We start from the raw sequence: 16,343 nt of genomic DNA on the forward strand, positions 1-16,343 counted from the left end.
TAATTACAGTAAAACATTCAATAACATTCTCACGCTTAATAAGACTAATAACACTGAAAATATCTTCTTGAGTACTATTACCGGAAGTTTAGTCGACAATTTCACTCCAAGCGGCGCCATAATAAAACCACAAATTGAAATAATAATAACGCTAGGGATGTGTACAAAACCTATGATCGCCTGATTATTGGCAAGCTCTTCCACATTAATATGCCCATTAATGGCATAACCAATAGTGCCAGAAATAGCAATCGGAAATCCAATTGCTGCCGAACTTCCAATGGCCCGCCTCATCTCAATTCCGCGACTCATTAAATAAGGTACGCTTAATACTGCGCCGCCAATTGCCACTAAGGTCGAAATACTGCCAATTCCTAAACCCGCTACTTGTGGCGGTATTTGGGATTTTTTGGTTGAAACTTGTTGTTTGTTAAAAAATAGCCTTAGGGAAATACTCAACATAAACAGTGAAAAGAATATCGCAAGGGCAGTAGTGTTTATTATGGGAACCAAAAAGGACGTAGATATAGCCCCCACTATTATCAAGGGCACCATTGTTTTTACATAATGCCAGTCAAGGTTATGATTTTTGTAATGGCTAAAGGCACTAGAAAAGGTAGTGGTAATAATTGAAGCCATAGAGGTGCCAAGTGCAAGGTGCACTGCATGGCTGGGAACAATGTCTGCAGACAAATACATGGTGGTTAACATTGGCACTAAAATACCGCCACCACCGACACCCAATAAGCCAGCAGCAAAACCTACTACCATGCCCAGTACCGCTAGTTGAATGATAAATTCTGTCGTCACTAAAACGTCTCGTTGTATTCCGTGGGATTATTGGTTATCTAAATACAATTTATCGTAAAAAGTATAGACCCACTGAGGTTTGTAGATTATCAGTAAGGTGATAGTCATGCCGTTAAACATGGCTTCGGGAAATAGCATTAAGGTGCTGAGGACTAAATAGTTATCTTGTATTATTTGCCAAGTGTATAAGCCATCAAGATAAAAGTAGCCACTTAAAACCAACATTTTTAATCCTATCGACAAGGCGCCAGGAATAAAGGCGCAAAGAAAAATGTATATAAAAATGTGCCTAGGTAACTTGTGAAAAGTAAAACTATACATTCCATAGGTAAGGGAGATGGGGAGCAAAACCCCTAACAAAAAGTTAATCCCTAACATATCAGCGCTCTCTTTGCCGAATACGGTCACACCCAGGAGTGCTAGCGAAGCACTAAAAACGGCCCACCGAAACCCTAACAACAAGGGAAGGGCAGATAACCATAAAAAATGCACAGTTAGCCCTTCGTAGATACCGGCTCTGAACATCCACAAAATAAACACACTAGCGGCACTGCCAAACACAAGGTGTTGGCACTTTTTGTCTGATATTAGCCGTGAAAATATGAGTTTTTTAGCAACTAAATAACCAATCACTAAACTCACTAATACAGCGACTAGTTGTATGTTAGTAATATGTGCAGTTTGCTCCACAATGATCCTACCCTAGATTACTTAAACACAGACCATATAGGGGCATGATCAGAGGGTTTTTCAATGCCTCTTAGTTCATAGTCTACGTCGGCCTCTATTAGTTTGGCGTGTAACTTAGAGGTCGCTAAAATTAAATCTATTCGCAGTCCGCGATTATCGTTAAAACCTTTTGAACGATAATCAAACCAGCTATATTTTTCTGCTTCTTGTGGATGTGATGCTCTAAAACCATCGGTCAATCCCCAGTTAATAAGGGTATTTAACCATTCCCGCTCTTCGGGTAAGAAGCTACATTTTTTGGTTTGCAACCACCGTTTACGATTTGGCTCACCAATACCAATATCCAAATCAGTATGAGATATATTGACGTCGCCCATTACAATCACATTTTCATCAGGGGTGTGATATTCGTTAAGGTATCCCATGAGGTCTTGATAATATTTTCGTTTGGCTGGGTATTTAGTTTCATGCATTTGGTTTTCACCTTGCGGGAAATAACCATTTAATACTCGTACTGTTTCGCCATTTTCCATGGGGTAACTCACCATGATCATTCTACGCTGCGCGTCTTCATCATCAGTAGGAAAGCCGTATTGCACCTCTAGTGCCGGTTTTTTGCACATCATAGCTACGCCGTAATGACCTTTTTGGCCGTGGAAATAAACGTGGTAGCCCATGGCTTCGACATCGGCTACAGGAAACTGATCGTTGTGCACTTTTATTTCCTGCAGGCCAATAATGTCTGGTTGATGTTTGTCGATTAATGCTTGCAATTGATGAAGACGAGCACGTATGCCATTGATATTAAAAGAGATGACTTTCATTGAAGGGATCCAAAGGAAATAAATAAAAAGGCTCGGCAATACACATTGCCACTGCACAACATGGTACCAAGAACAGCTGCTAAGCTAAACTGCATTTAGGCAAATTTTTGTGGAATATGCCTTTGGTGGTTATGTGGTGGTCGTTGGTAATCTTTTCTATCAATTTCGGGCAAGGTTATTTTCGGGTGTGTAATTGGCTGATAATCAATTTTCGATAATAAGTGATCAATACAATTTAATCTGGCGGCTTTTTTGTCATCAGCATCCACTACAAACCACGGGCTTTTATCGGTGTCGGTATGTGCAAACATGGCGTCTTTGGCTTGGGAATATTCAACCCACTTACTTCTAGAGGCAAGGTCCATATTCGAAAACTTCCAACGTTTTACAGGATCAGTTAAGCGCTTGTTAAAGCGTTTTTCCTGCTCTTCATCTGACACTGAAAACCAATATTTTATTAGGGTAATTCCGGATTCGATTAAAGTTTCTTCAAACGAGGGGCAGGTGTTTAAAAATTCTTGGTATTCTTTTTCAGTGCAAAACCCCATGACCTTCTCGACCCCAGCTCGGTTGTACCAACTGCGATCGAACAACACAATTTCACCCGCTGCAGGCAAATGCGCCACGTAGCGCTGAAAATACCACTGAGTGGTTTCTCTTTCTGTGGGTTTACCTAAGGCAACAATACGCACAATTCTAGGGTTAAGTTTGGCAGTAATGGTTTTGATTACGCCACCTTTACCTGCGGCATCTCTACCTTCAAAAATCACCACAATTTTCTGACCGCTAAGTTGCACCGACTCTTGTAGGTGGGCCAGTTCGGTTTGTAACCTATCTAAGTGTTTTTTATATATAGACTTATTCATGGGTGCGATAAATATTGGTTAGAAAAGTATTTTAAATTTAAGTTTGATAGACTAAAACACTCAATCATTCACATCAAGAAGCCTAGCGTATTTATGCTGTATCTGGTTCAATCCAACAAAATGGAATGCTTAGCTGAAAGCTTAATTAGTTGTTTGCAAGATTCGGCAGCGCAGGGAAATTCAGTATTTGAATCCGAGCAAATCTTGGTACAAAGCCCAGGCATGTCTCAGTGGTTAAAAATTCAAATAGCTGAGAAGCTAGGGATTGCAGCTAATATCGACTTTCCTTTGCCATCAAGTTTTATTTGGCAGTTATATCAACAACATGTGGCAGACTTACCTGAACAATCAGCCTTTACTAAGCCCAATATGACATGGAAACTCATGTCAATTTTACCCTCTATGTTGCAACAGCACGAATTTACCGCAATTGAACAATATTTGTGTGACTCTCAACCCCTTAAGTTGTATCAATTAGCCTGTAAAATCGCAGACGTGTACGACCAATATTTAGTGTACCGCCCTGACTGGATCTTACATTGGGAAGCAGGTGAAAACGACTTGCCTGACAGCAACGATAAATCAATTTGTGAAGCTCACCCTTGGCAACCTATTTTATGGCGAGCTTTGGTGTCCTATTCAGAAAATTTAGGTGAGTCGAGGTTTCATCGCGCTAACCTACACCATACTTTATTAGAGGCCTTACATCATTCCACTCGCAACCCGAGTGAGATACATCAAAAGCCTCTTATGGTGTTCGGAATTTCAGCCATGCCTATGCAACAGCTAGAGGTACTCAGTGCCCTTGCTGAATCACGAGATGTATTGATTTTTTGGTTTAACCCAAGCCAACATTATTGGGGTGATATTGTTGACAAAAAAACACAGGCCAAAGCGCAACTTAAAGCCATTGATAATGCAGCAATCAAGGGTGAGGCGTTTCTAGATATTGGTAACCCACTACTTGCGTCTTGGGGGAAGTTAGGCCGAGATTATCAAGATATGTTGTTGGGTTTAGAGTTACAACAGCAGGATTGTTTTATCGATATCCAACCTACAAGTTTACTTGAGCATATCCAATCTGACGTCAACGGCCTGCAGTTTAGAGCAACCACTGACGAATTAGACGCCAGCGAATTGTTATCTAATGGGCAGCAGTACCCAAAAGTTGAATTATCTAGCACCGATACTTCGTTGCAAATTCACGCATGTCATTCAAAGGTCCGTGAGCTTGAAGTGCTTCACGACCAATTATTGCAATGTTTTAACGACAACCCCAGTTGGCATCCTGGTGATGTGATAGTGATGATGCCAGACGTCGCCACTTATGCGCCTTTTATTGAAGGGGTATTTGGCGCGGTTGACAGCAAATTATCGATTCCTTATGCCATATCGGATCGCAATGTAGGTCAAGTGTCACCACTGTTAGCTAGCTTTTTGCAGTTGATGAAATTACATCAAAGCCGATTTACTTTGTCTGAAGTATTGTCTTTGCTGGAAGTCCAAGCGATTCAACGCAAGTTCACTATCGACTCACAAGAATTTGAGTTGTTACAACATTGGTTAACCGATGCAGGCGTGCGCTGGGGCTGGGACCAAAACGACAAACAGCGCTGGGACCTACCGAGTGAACAACAAAATACTTGGGTGTTTGGGTTGCAGCGTTTATTAGCTGGGTATGCCATGTCGAGCGTCGACTTATACCAAGGCAATCAAGGAGCCGTTTCGGCTTATGCAGACATAGAAGGTCAACAAGCCGTAGCTTTGGGTAAGTGTTATCAATTTACCTCAGTATTATTGAAGGTCTTAGCCTTTTGCCAACAGTCTCAAAACCTACAAGGTAAAATTGAGCAAGGGTTAGTTTTACTGTCTGAGTTGTACGACGCAGACGACACCGAACAAACTGATATGCAAGTACTAAGAGAAACACTCGAAAAAATGCAGCTTCATACAGCGCAATATACCGATGATATTGATCAAGATGTATTTGTAAGTGAGCTGCAGCAAAATATTCAAGAAAAAGGCGTAGGTCAACGATTCTTAGCTGGTTACGTGAATTTTTGTACCTTAATGCCGATGCGTAGTATTCCTTTTAAAATGGTTTGTTTATTAGGCATGAACGATGCCGATTACCCTAGACAAAGTGTACCAATGGGGTTTGACTTAATGCGTGTTGCACCGGTTAAACGTGGCGACAGGTCTCGCAGGTTAGACGACCGATACTTGTTTTTAGAAGCGTTATTATCGGCTAGAGAACAGTTGTATTTCAGCTACCAAGGCTTTAGTCAAAAAGACAATAGCCCTTTGGCCCCATCAATTTTGCTGAGTGAATTGCTTGAATATTGCCAGCAAGGCTTTTGTTTATTCGGGCAGTTAGTGTTAGCGCCTGAAGAAACTGAAAAAAACTTGCTAGAACACTTAACAATCAAACATAAACTTCAACCCTTTTCTGAGGCTTACTTCGAGGTAAATAGCGATACTCAATCTACAAATGATTCTACAAGGCACATCAGTTTTAATCAGAAACAGCAAGCCATTGCGAAACAAATTCAGCAACCTTACGTTGATTTGTTGTTCAACCCCGAGCCTTTAGTGACGTCGGCAGAACAATCAAAACAGGTTGATTTAGATGAGTTGATCCAGTTTTTCCAAAACCCAGCCAAAGCGTTTTTTATACAACGCTGGCAAACGCGATTTTATCCCTTGGGTCAACAAAATAGTGACGAAGAGCCCTTTGCCTTTGACGGCTTAGACAGATATCAGGTAAATGAACGATTGGTGCAGTTTACTCTTGAGCAAAACCTCAATGCAGGCGAAACGCTGCAAGAATCACCAGAAACCGAGCCAGCAGAAATCCAGGCACAAGAAAATCTGCTACAGAATAAACACCAAAACAGCGCCAAATTATTAGAGCAGCTAAGGGCAGAAGGCAAATTGCCTACTGGGCAAACAGGTACCTTAGCAATGCGTCCGCTAACCAAACAAAGTGCTCAGCTAGCACAGCAAATTTGTGAGGTGAGTGAATCGAATAACACCTCACAAAGTCTTGATATTGAATTACTGATTAACGATATCACCTTAACCGGCCGTGTCGGTCATCTGGATGGTCAAAATTTAATACTGTGGCGTACGGGCAAGCTAAGAGCTAAAGACAGAATTACGTTATATCTACAATGGCTGTGTTTGTGCGCAAACGGCACTAAATCTGGACCCAATCAGCAGCAGAGTCAGGCCTACTTTATTAGCACCGATAAACCTTACTCATTGCCTACCGTTGAGCAAAACCATGCAATACAACTGCTAAGTCATTGGCTTAAACATTGGCAAAGTGGTAGCACTCAATTACTACACTTATACCCTGAAGCGGCTTGGCAATGGGTCAACACCCAAGACCTAACTAAAACCATTGCTGTATTCAATGGCAATGATTTTGCCGCAGGCGAGGGCAGCGAAGCGCATATTCAAAGAGTATGCCCCGACTTATCTGTACATTTTGAGTCATTCAGTCAAGTGGCGGATGAATTACTGTTACCTTTGGTCGAATTAGGAGACAGTAAATGAGTCAGCGTTTTGATAATGATGCTAATGAAAAGCCTATGCCTAACATGAATAACCCAACACCATCACAGCAAATGCAGCCTCTGGATACCTTTTCCTTCCCGATGTTTGGCGCATCGTTAATTGAGGCCAGTGCAGGTACGGGTAAAACTTACACTATTGTCAATTTATACATTCGATTGTTACTGGGGCACGGTTGTAAGCCCTTAGGAGTCGAACAAATTCTGGTGGTGACATTTACCAATGCCGCTACAGGAGAGCTAAAAGAGCGTATTCGGCAACGTTTGCGCCAAGCGTATTTGGCCTTTTTTGCTAAAACCAGTGACGACCCATTTATTCAGCAGCTTATCGGGCAAAGTGACAACATTGAATTAGACTGTCAACGACTGTCTTTGGCCAGTAAACAAATGGATGAGGCGGCTGTTTACACCATTCACGGCTTTTGTCACAAGGCATTGACCGAACACGCCTTTGAAAGTGGTGCCATGTACGATCAAAGCTTTATTTTAGATGAAAGCGAATGGTTACAAATGGCCAGTGAAGATTACTGGCGCAAGCATGTGGTGACCTTGCCACCGCAAACCTTGGAGTTGTTGTTAAAACGTTGGCCAACGCCCAGTGCCCTGCTTAAAGACATTGCATCTTTGCTTAGCCAGCACGCAAAACCTTTTGAAACCCAAGATATTGATTCTGCCGTTGCTCGCATTGAGCGATATGCTAAACAAGTAGCGAAAACTAAAAACTGGTGGTTGTCGAATGACGTTGCTCAGCAACTTAGCAAGGCCAATTTGAATGGTCGAGCCAAATTAGCAAAACTCCCTACTTTGCAAGCGATGCAGGCGTTTTGTCAAAGCGATGAATTACAAATTGATTTCGATAAAACCGGTTGGCTACTTTACGGCCCTGAACAAATACAAAAAGCCGCAAAGAAGGGCAGTGAAGATTTATCTCACTTAGATTTTAGTCAGTTTGAGGAGCTACAAAGCCAACTCGTTCAGTGCCAAGAAAGCTTAGTTTTAGCCTTCAGCCAGCATGCTATGTCGGTGGTGTCAGCGAATCTTGAGTCACATAAACAAAGGCTACACTTGTTGTCGCCAGACGATTTATTAGCTGGGTTGCAACGTGCGTTAAGTCTCCAAGACGGTAACCAGAAAATACAACAAGACAGCAAACAATCTGGCTCGCTAGCAGCGACTATTAGACACAACTTTCCCGCGGCCTTAATTGACGAATTTCAAGATACTGATCCACTACAATTTGAAGTGTTTCAAGGTATCTATGGCGCGGCTGTGGAGGGCTCGGATTCAGAGTCGAACTCTATCAAATCCGCAGAGCATCAGTCCCCTTGTTGGATCATGATTGGTGATCCCAAGCAGGCTATTTATGCGTTTCGTGGTGCCGATATTTTTACCTATATCAAAGCCAAAGAGTGGGTAGCAAGTGACAGGCATTTTACGTTAGCCACCAATTACCGCTCGGCTCCTAAACTAGTTAATGCCATTAACCAATTGTTTCAAAGTAGCAGTAAAGGTTTTTTGTTTGAAAGCAGTATTCCTTTTTACCCCGTTGCGGCCGGTCGTGATTTGGTTGGTTTAACTGTGCAAGGGAAAGTTGTTGAAAGCTTGGACTTTCAACATTTATGCAGTGAGCAAAACCTACCTATATCGGCTAATGAGGCATCCAGCCAACTCGCAATTGCCACCGCCAATCAAATAGCTCAGTGGTTACACCTGGCCAAGAGTAATCAAGCGCAGATAAAAGGCCGCGCAATTACCGCCGGAGACTGTTGTGTGTTAGTGCGTAATCGAAATGAAGCGCAAGTGATCAAAAATGCCTTGGCTGGGGTAAATGTGTCAAGTGTGTTTTTGGCCCGAAAGAGTGTGTTTGCTACTCAAATAGCCATAGATGTATTTCGATTACTTAAAGCACTAAGCCAACCTACAGATGAACGTTTATTAAAAGCGGCGCTGATGAGTGAGTTGTTTACTTTTACTGCCCAGCAGTTAGACGATTTATTCAACAACGAATCCAGCTGGCAAGATGTGTTAGAGCAACGTTATTACTGGCATCAAACTTGGCAAAAGCAAGGCGTGATAAAAGCGATTAACCAAGTGTTGCAGTATTTTGATGTTGAGCAAGGGTTGATTAAACATCAAGCCGATGGTTTAAGGCGCGTCACAGATTTACGCCATTTGACCGAGTTACTGCAACAACAGAGTTTGCAGTTAGTAGGTGAAGCTCAACTTATTCATTGGTTTGAAAGTTGTTTGTTAGAGCCAGACCATAACAGTGACAGCCAACAAATGCGTTTAGAAAGTGACGCTAATCTAGTGCAAATTATTACTCTGCACTCATCTAAAGGATTAGAGTTCAACTTAGTGTTTATTCCATTTGCTAGTAGCTACAAAACTGCGCAACAAGCTTTGTATCACAACGATCAACAGCTACTCGAAGTCGATTTTTTACACTCAGAACACAACTTAGCTAAAGCCGATTTTGAACGTCTAGCTGAAGACATTCGTTTGTTTTACGTAGCAGTAACGCGGGCAGTGTATTATTGCTCGGTTGGTGTGTGGAATGTGCAATTAGGTAAAAGCAAAAAGGTTTCGGGATTTGGGTTATCAGCGTTAGGTTGTTTGTTGCTTTCTGCAAAACCTGAAGCAGGTCAAAGTGAACAGATTGATCCTCAACAATCAATCACCGATCAACACATAGCCCAGCGTATTCAAGCCTTAGCGGAACACTGCGACATGTCCTATCGGGCTTTTAATCAAGTTGAACTTTTTCAAAGTGAAGAAAATATGTCAACTACGAGTACCCAGCCCCTAGAGCTTAAGACCTTAACCCTTGCTAAACCTGTTGATAGAGCTTGGCGATTAACCAGTTATTCAGCTATTAGTAGCCAACAAGTACATCTAGATATGCCTGCACCAGGACAAGATGAAGGTCAAGACAGAAACCAATTGATAACGGTTCAAGCTGAAGAGTCAATACAAGAAGCGGTGCAAGAGATGGGGCAGGAGGTGGGGCAAGAGATAGCCGCGCTACACAGTCCATTTAATTTTGAACGCGGCGCAAATGCGGGTTCGTTTTTACATGGTGTGTTAGAAAACATTGATTTACAAAAGCCACAGCAGTTAAGCGAAATTATCACGCAACAATCGACTTGGTTTGGAATTGACGAACAGTGGCACGGTTGTCTCGAAACTTGGTTAACCGATGTATTAGCTTCGCCGTTTAGCGACTCAGCAATGTCACAGAACAATACCCTCGGGGCTGTGAATTCAACCTACACAAGATCTACAACAGCGCCTTTGGCTCTGAACCAGTTATCGCCTCAGCAAGTAAAAGTGGAAATGGAATTTCACATGCCGTTACATCAAGTGAAGGTTAGCGACTTTAATCACATCATAAATCGGTATTTTAAACAACATTCTCGGGATTACCAATTCGAACAACTTAACGGCATGATAAAGGGTTTTATCGACCTAATGTTTGAATTTGACGGCAAGTTTTATGTGGCAGATTACAAGTCTAATCATTTAGGTGATAGTTATGATGATTATCACCTGTCGGCTATGGAACTGGCTATGACAGATCACGATTATCACTTACAAGCCATTTTATATACTTTGGCGTTACATCGGTGGTTGAAATATAAGTTAAGTGATTACGACTATTCGACTCACATTGGAGGCGCTTATTATTTGTTTATTCGCGGCATGAGCCAATCGATACCAGGTAATGGTGTGTATTTTGTTTTACCTGAGCGAACAATGATCGAAGAATTAGATGACTTGTTTGCAGGCAAGCCACTGATAAAGGATGAAACCAAAGATTTTCAGTCTAGTGAGGCGCGTCATTCTAATAAAGCACCTCAGACTCAGCAACAAATGGATTTATGGTAAATAAGCAATGTTAATGCAGACCCTAAGTAACCCAGAATTAAACAGCGCCCTAACGCAATTGCTAAAAATGGCAAAAATTCGTGCTATTGATCTCGCTTTTGCAGATTTCATCTACAGTGAAGAGTCAGCGTTAGAAGCCCCAGCTAGAGACTGTTTAACTCTTTTGGCAGCGTACGTTAGTGCGCAATCAGGAGCGCAACATACTTGTATTGACCTAAAAACTATAGGCCAGCCGTTTTTAGGTATCTATGTTTTTCCAGAGTTAAAAATAATAGAAAGTAACATTGAAAAGTCGCAATCTTACGTAAACGTGTCGACAAATTTAGTGAAATTAAATAAGCAACAAGTCAAACCGCTGATAGTACAAAACGGTCAGTTGTATTTGCAGCGATATTGGCAGTATGAGTCGCAATTGGCAGTTATTATTCGTGAAAAGTCGGCTAAAAGAATCGATTTAGAACTACCTAAAGCGCAACAATTGTTAGCAAGTTTGTTCGATACCCCTGACAATCACGCAGATATTGCAAACCAAACGGCCACCCTTGATTGGCAGAAAATAGCAGTGTGTATCGCTGCCAGCCAATCTCTCAGTTTTATTACAGGCGGACCGGGTACCGGTAAAACGACCACTGTGACCAAACTATTAGCCTTGTTACAAGGTTTAACAGCGCCGCAGGACAGCGCTGTGAATAGAAAGAGTCTTAACATTCAACTAGTGGCCCCGACGGGGAAGGCGGCAGCTAGATTGACCGAATCGATTAGCGCTGCAAAACTCAAATTACCACCCGCATTGCAAATAAACCTACCAGAACAATGCCAAACTATTCACAGATTATTAGGCGCTAGGCCCCAAAGTCCCTATTTTAAAGCCGATGCGAATCATCCCTTACATTTAGATGTTTTAGTGTTAGACGAAGCGTCCATGGTCGACTTACCCCTTATGGCTAAATTATTCGAGGCATTACCAAGCCATGCCCAAGTCATATTGTTAGGCGATCAAGATCAACTGGCATCGGTCGAAACCGGGAGTGTGTTATCTGACATTTGCGCCGCTAGTTTTCATGTCGATAATCAAGAGGCTACATTGTGCAAATACAGTGAAATGATGCAGCAGCAACTATCAAAATTAATCTCAGTTGCGCCAATGTTAACTAAAGAAACCGCCATTGTTGATGCTAAGCAGCAAAGTGTTATTCGCGATAATGTTGTGAAGCTAGTAAAAAGCCACAGATTTAAAGACAGCAGTGGTATCGGTCAATTAGCCAAAACCATCAAATCAGGGCAGGTTGCGCAGTGTTTTACGTTACTTAATAGCAGTTCGTTTACTGATATCCACTGGTATCAACCCACCCAAACTACGCAGCAAACAGTTGCTAATGAAGTACTCAAAGAGTTGATTGTTAACTTATTACCTATTTATCAACAATACATTCAAGCTGTACAACAAGGTGAAATTAAACAGGCATTTAATTATTTAAATGAGCAACAAGTGTTATGCGCACAAAAGAGTGGTTTTTGGGGCGTAAATCAATTAAATGGGTTGATTGAGAACGAACTCCATAAACAAGGACTGATTGATAGCAGCAGAGATTTCTACGTCGGACGTCCTGTAATGTTGTCAAAAAATGATCATCAACTTAAGTTATTTAATGGTGACATAGGCATAGTGATGCCAGACCCTGATAATTCCGCTTTAACCAAAGTGTGGTTTGTGACTCCCGAAGGTGACGTGCGTGGCTTATTGCCTAGCCGCTTACCTAGTTTGGAAACCCTATACGCCATGACTATACATAAAAGCCAAGGGTCTGAATTTGAAGCGGTATATTTATGTTTGCCACCTATCACTCCTAACAATCAAGGCCGCGGGCTGAATCGAGAGTTGATTTATACTGGATTGACGCGCGCTAAAAAACAGTTCTCGCTTTACGGTGAGAGTAGAGCACTCAGTTTGAGTTTGGGTCAGCAGTGTCTGCGGGGCAGCGGATTGGCCCAAAGGCTGTTAGAGTAACGGTTTCAGGAAAAATGGGGTTATAACCTAGATAACGGACTTATTACTGAATTTCCGCCGCGTTGCAAAATATGGGTATAAATTTGTGTAGTGCGTAAGTCGGCGTGGCCTAATTGGTCTTGCACTGTGCGAATGTCTGCTCCTGATTGCGAAGGAGTGACGTAGGGTGTGGGGGGTGACTATTTTGTCAATTTGCGCTTTACGCGCCGCGTCTCGCACAGCTCTTTGCACACTTGATTCGTCAATGTGATGACGACGCATTAATTTAGTTTCAGGATCTTTAGATAATCGAGCGGATGGGAAAAGATACTGCCAACCGATATTTTTGTTCGCCGATTGGTTTTTTATTCTGTAACAATGAGGTAACCAGACTCCTGCAAACTCTGGGTTAAGTATGTCAGCTTCTAGGTAATGTCTTACCAGTTATATTTGTTGCCTAAGAGTAGGAATTAGATTATCAGCTAAAGTGACAACTCTGTGTTTACCGCCTTTACCAAACCAGACTTTGATTGATTTAAAATCAAAATCGATGTCTTGTACTCTTAACCTAACACATTCCATCAAACGTAAACCACTGCCATATAAAATCGAAGCTGCAAGCTTTTGACGCGCATTAATCACTGCAAAAAAACGACGAGTTTCATCAATTGTTAAAACTACAGGAAGTTTCTGTTGCCTATTACTTTTAACAAAGTTCAATTTTAAGGTCAGTGGCTGCTTTATAATATCTCGGTACAAAAATACCAATGCGTTTAATGCTGAAGATTGAGTATTAGCGGCGCAATCTTGATTGAGCACTAAATGGGATAAAAATGCTTCTACTTCGTCGTCATGTAAATAGGATGGGTGTTGTTTATTATGAAAAAGAATAAAACTACGGACCCACTTTATATAAGTTTCTATTGTGCGTTTGGCATAACGCTTTTTATACATTTCTTCGGCGAACATAGTTAAAAAAGGTGAGGGTGAATTAGGCATAAATTTTACTCTATTTTACATGTATATTTATACAGTTATAGTTGTTATCTCCCATAACAGCAAGTTCTTGGCAAAATGTCGCATATCAACAAAAGTGTTAATAGAAATCGAAAAGAAAACTTACCTATACAAAGACATAGGAAACATGTTAAAAATCATGAATGTTGATATGCGACATTTTGCCGTGTTTAAACACCGGATTTTGTAAGAGATTAATATTGTTAGCCGTCAAAACTATGAACTTTAAGATTAGACCAAAGTTGCATTTGGTAACTTATTACAGATTACTACCGATTATTGCAACCGCATTAGCGCTTGGGATATTTAGTTACTTTGGAGTCAGTGAATCCTTTTTTTACGCAACTTTTTTTTATCTAGTAATTGCTTCAACCACTGTAGCAGTAATGTGTTTATTTGATCCCTTTTTTCTGAAATTTCAGTTGAAGAATCAAAAATATCCTATCTTACTTCTGTTGGAGGTGAGGTTGTGATTGATTTAGACGACTTAAATCCAGATAAATGCAATTTGACTTCAATCGGATTACTAATAGAAGATAATTTAGAGAACAATTTGATTATGAGTAGCAAGTTGTTTGCTGAAGCTGATATTCAAAGAGTAATAACTCACATTGAAAATGACGGCTAACAAAACAATCAACAACATTCGTTTCACTCATTGGGAAAAAGCCACGCTGTCGCTCTGCTTTTCCCGTTATTGTAAGCGTTATACGTTTAATCGAATTCTGAGAAATATTGCATGCTACTAATTTCTGTTTTACTAATGTTGATTTCTTTTTTCTTATACATGACAGTTGTGATCGATATGTTTAAGAAAAAAACATGGTTAGGTTTTCTTGGGTTGTTTTTATTTCCATTTACTTTTTATCATGCATTTAAAAACTACAGCGGTAACAAAAAAAGAATTAGTTGGCTCCTCGTAATAACATGCATATTTCCTTTTTCTTATATTCAATATGAGCTAAGTATTGGAGATAAAGAGTTATCCCCATTGTTTGCAAAAATTCAAGAAAGCAATTCTATGAGTTGTGTCAAAGGTTCAACTGTCTCGACAAATGCAGGTAGAACTTTCTATCAGGTATGGTGCAATCCTGAAAATATTAATGATGTAAATTATACAAATGAAAGTGAGTTGGTTTCTGGTTATAGGGACGCATTTGTAATACCTATCCTTGCTTCATATAAGGAAACCTTTGGTCTTATTGAGGATAAAGGTATTGTATTAGGTATTGAATCACCATCTGAACTTTATGCTTGCTATAAAATTGAAAACCCAGGAGAAATAGTCGAGTCATGGAGTTCTTTCGAAGCCTGTGGTTAAACGTATAACAAATTTATTAAATATCGTTACGGCCAAAAAGCGGTCTTCACTGGACGCGCAAAAAACGCGCGCCATTTATAAAAGGCGTTAGGTGTCCGAGTTACCCAAGAAAATAAATACCTCATTACTAGGATTTGAATGAGTACTGATAAAACAAAATTTAAGGTCAATAAACCGCACAGTAAAGACTTTCTAACTACTCGATTTGGAAGGTTTCTAGATACGATTTCTTACTTTCGATTGGGTTTAGTCACTGTATTGATATGGGGGCTTGCAACTGTTTACTTTTCTGTAATGACTTATCACGGTCACGGAATGAATATAGATATCAAGTGCCTTGATCCAATAGATTCGACCCTATCTGCAATGTATTTTTCAGCAGTAACTTTAACGACGCTTGGGTATGGTGATATATCTCCTTTAGGTGCAGGGCGAATAGTGGCTGTATTTTTAGCAATCACTGGATTGACTATTGTTGCTATATTGATTGGCAAGGTCTCATCAGAAAGACAATCTAGTCTACTTTTACTGCTGCATACTAGTGATGTAGAGAGAAGGATGTCTTCGTTTACAGAAGAAGTAAACGAGTATATGGATGAAATAAGAAGCCTTTCTTCAAATGTTGAATTAGATAGCTTGCATAAGAATATTAAAGGGCTTCGAGCACTTATTGAGAGTATCAACAAGTATATGGTTTTTCATATTAATCAGTCTCTTTTTATCGAAATTGGCACCAATACATCCATAAAGAAACTAATGAATAAATTTTCAGAGTGCCACGATGTTATATTTGGATTAAAGGATATCTCCCAAAAGAACAAAAAGATTGAGTCTGCTACATATAGTGTTTCTAGAAAAATGAGCTTCATAGAGGATATGCTTGAAGCTAATAGTGTAAATAAGAAAAGTAACTCAGAAGCTTTTAATAGCAGAAATCTAAGGATGAAGCACGACGAATTCACACATTGGAAGAAAACCACGATTACGGAATCACTGCTTCTTTCGGTTCATTCAAAGCTTCCAAGTGTGCCTAGACAAGAATGGCCAAAACATATTCATAAATCAATTGCGAAAGATTTAGAGATTTCTAATAAGCTGGTTGTTAAATGCATTGATGAACTAAAACGTCGAAATCTATGCTAGGTAGGCAGAATAAACACCTAACAAAAGCGTCAATGAAACATTAAACATTAAGAAACATTAAGAAGACACCCATTTTTAAAAAGTGCAAAAATGCATCCGAGAAACATTAAGAAGACACCCATTTTTAAAAAGTGCAAAAATGCATCCGTGAACTAAACTTTAAGGAAATCAAACAACCATGGATGGTCTGTCATGCCTCAGTCACGTCAATCGCAAATC

At 40.5% G+C, this 16,343-nt stretch carries 10 protein-coding genes and 1 pseudogene; 6 read left to right on the plus strand and 5 right to left on the minus strand.

What is annotated here, in order from left to right:
• Positions 1-3: 3 nt before the first annotated feature.
• The 4 genes from ABJK37_RS07275 to ppk2 all read right to left on the minus strand — a co-directional run bounded on the left by ABJK37_RS07275 (position 4) and on the right by ppk2 (position 3,190).
• Positions 4-810 (minus strand): sulfite exporter TauE/SafE family protein, encoded by an 807-nt coding sequence (locus ABJK37_RS07275; protein ID WP_348351576.1) that lies wholly within the window; start codon positions 808-810, stop codon positions 4-6.
• A 27-nt stretch (positions 811-837) separates the two neighbouring features.
• Complete coding sequence (locus ABJK37_RS07280; RefSeq protein WP_348351578.1) at positions 838-1,500, minus strand: energy-coupling factor ABC transporter permease; 663 nt, start codon at positions 1,498-1,500, stop codon at positions 838-840.
• Positions 1,501-1,517: 17 nt separating this feature from the next.
• Entirely contained in the window at positions 1,518-2,324 is an 807-nt protein-coding gene (xthA, locus tag ABJK37_RS07285) for an exodeoxyribonuclease III (protein WP_348351580.1), read from the minus strand.
• A 95-nt stretch (positions 2,325-2,419) separates the two neighbouring features.
• Positions 2,420-3,190 carry a polyphosphate kinase 2 gene (ppk2, locus tag ABJK37_RS07290; protein WP_348351582.1) on the minus strand — a complete coding sequence of 257 codons (771 nt, stop codon included), beginning with the start codon at positions 3,188-3,190 and terminating at the stop codon, positions 2,420-2,422.
• Between the two features lie 93 nt (positions 3,191-3,283).
• On the opposite strand from ppk2, the gene recC reads away from it, so the two are divergent.
• Genes recC through recD form a run of 3 tightly spaced genes read left to right on the plus strand, consistent with a single transcriptional unit; the run spans position 3,284 to position 12,664 of the window.
• On the plus strand, positions 3,284-6,751 hold the full coding sequence (gene recC / locus ABJK37_RS07295) for an exodeoxyribonuclease V subunit gamma (protein ID WP_348351584.1): 3,468 nt from the start codon (positions 3,284-3,286) through the stop codon (positions 6,749-6,751).
• Positions 6,748-10,656, plus strand: coding sequence for an exodeoxyribonuclease V subunit beta (gene recB / locus ABJK37_RS07300; RefSeq protein WP_348351586.1), 3,909 nt, complete (start codon positions 6,748-6,750; stop codon positions 10,654-10,656). Before recC ends, recB begins: the two co-directional genes overlap by 4 nt.
• A gap of 13 nt (positions 10,657-10,669) precedes the next feature.
• Complete coding sequence (gene recD / locus ABJK37_RS07305) at positions 10,670-12,664, plus strand: exodeoxyribonuclease V subunit alpha (RefSeq protein ID WP_348351588.1); 1,995 nt, start codon at positions 10,670-10,672, stop codon at positions 12,662-12,664.
• Positions 12,665-12,691: 27 nt separating this feature from the next.
• Here recD and ABJK37_RS07310 read toward each other — a convergent pair.
• A pseudogene (locus tag ABJK37_RS07310) lies at positions 12,692-13,642 on the minus strand (integron integrase).
• A gap of 487 nt (positions 13,643-14,129) precedes the next feature.
• Here ABJK37_RS07310 and ABJK37_RS07315 point away from each other — a divergent pair.
• From ABJK37_RS07315 to ABJK37_RS07325, 3 genes are all read left to right on the plus strand, one after another.
• The gene (locus tag ABJK37_RS07315) at positions 14,130-14,288 is read left to right on the plus strand and encodes a hypothetical protein (RefSeq protein WP_348351590.1); all 159 of its coding nucleotides are present in this window, start codon (positions 14,130-14,132) and stop codon (positions 14,286-14,288) included.
• A gap of 111 nt (positions 14,289-14,399) precedes the next feature.
• Complete coding sequence (locus tag ABJK37_RS07320) at positions 14,400-14,981, plus strand: hypothetical protein (RefSeq protein WP_348351592.1); 582 nt, start codon at positions 14,400-14,402, stop codon at positions 14,979-14,981.
• Positions 14,982-15,119: 138 nt separating this feature from the next.
• Positions 15,120-16,124, plus strand: a complete 1,005-nt coding sequence (locus ABJK37_RS07325; RefSeq protein ID WP_348351594.1) for a potassium channel family protein — start codon at positions 15,120-15,122, stop codon at positions 16,122-16,124.
• The last annotated feature ends 219 nt before the right edge of the window (positions 16,125-16,343 follow it).

It is taken from the genome of Paraglaciecola sp. (assembly GCF_039964565.1).
In the GTDB taxonomy this organism is placed as follows: Bacteria; Pseudomonadota; Gammaproteobacteria; order Enterobacterales; family Alteromonadaceae; genus Paraglaciecola.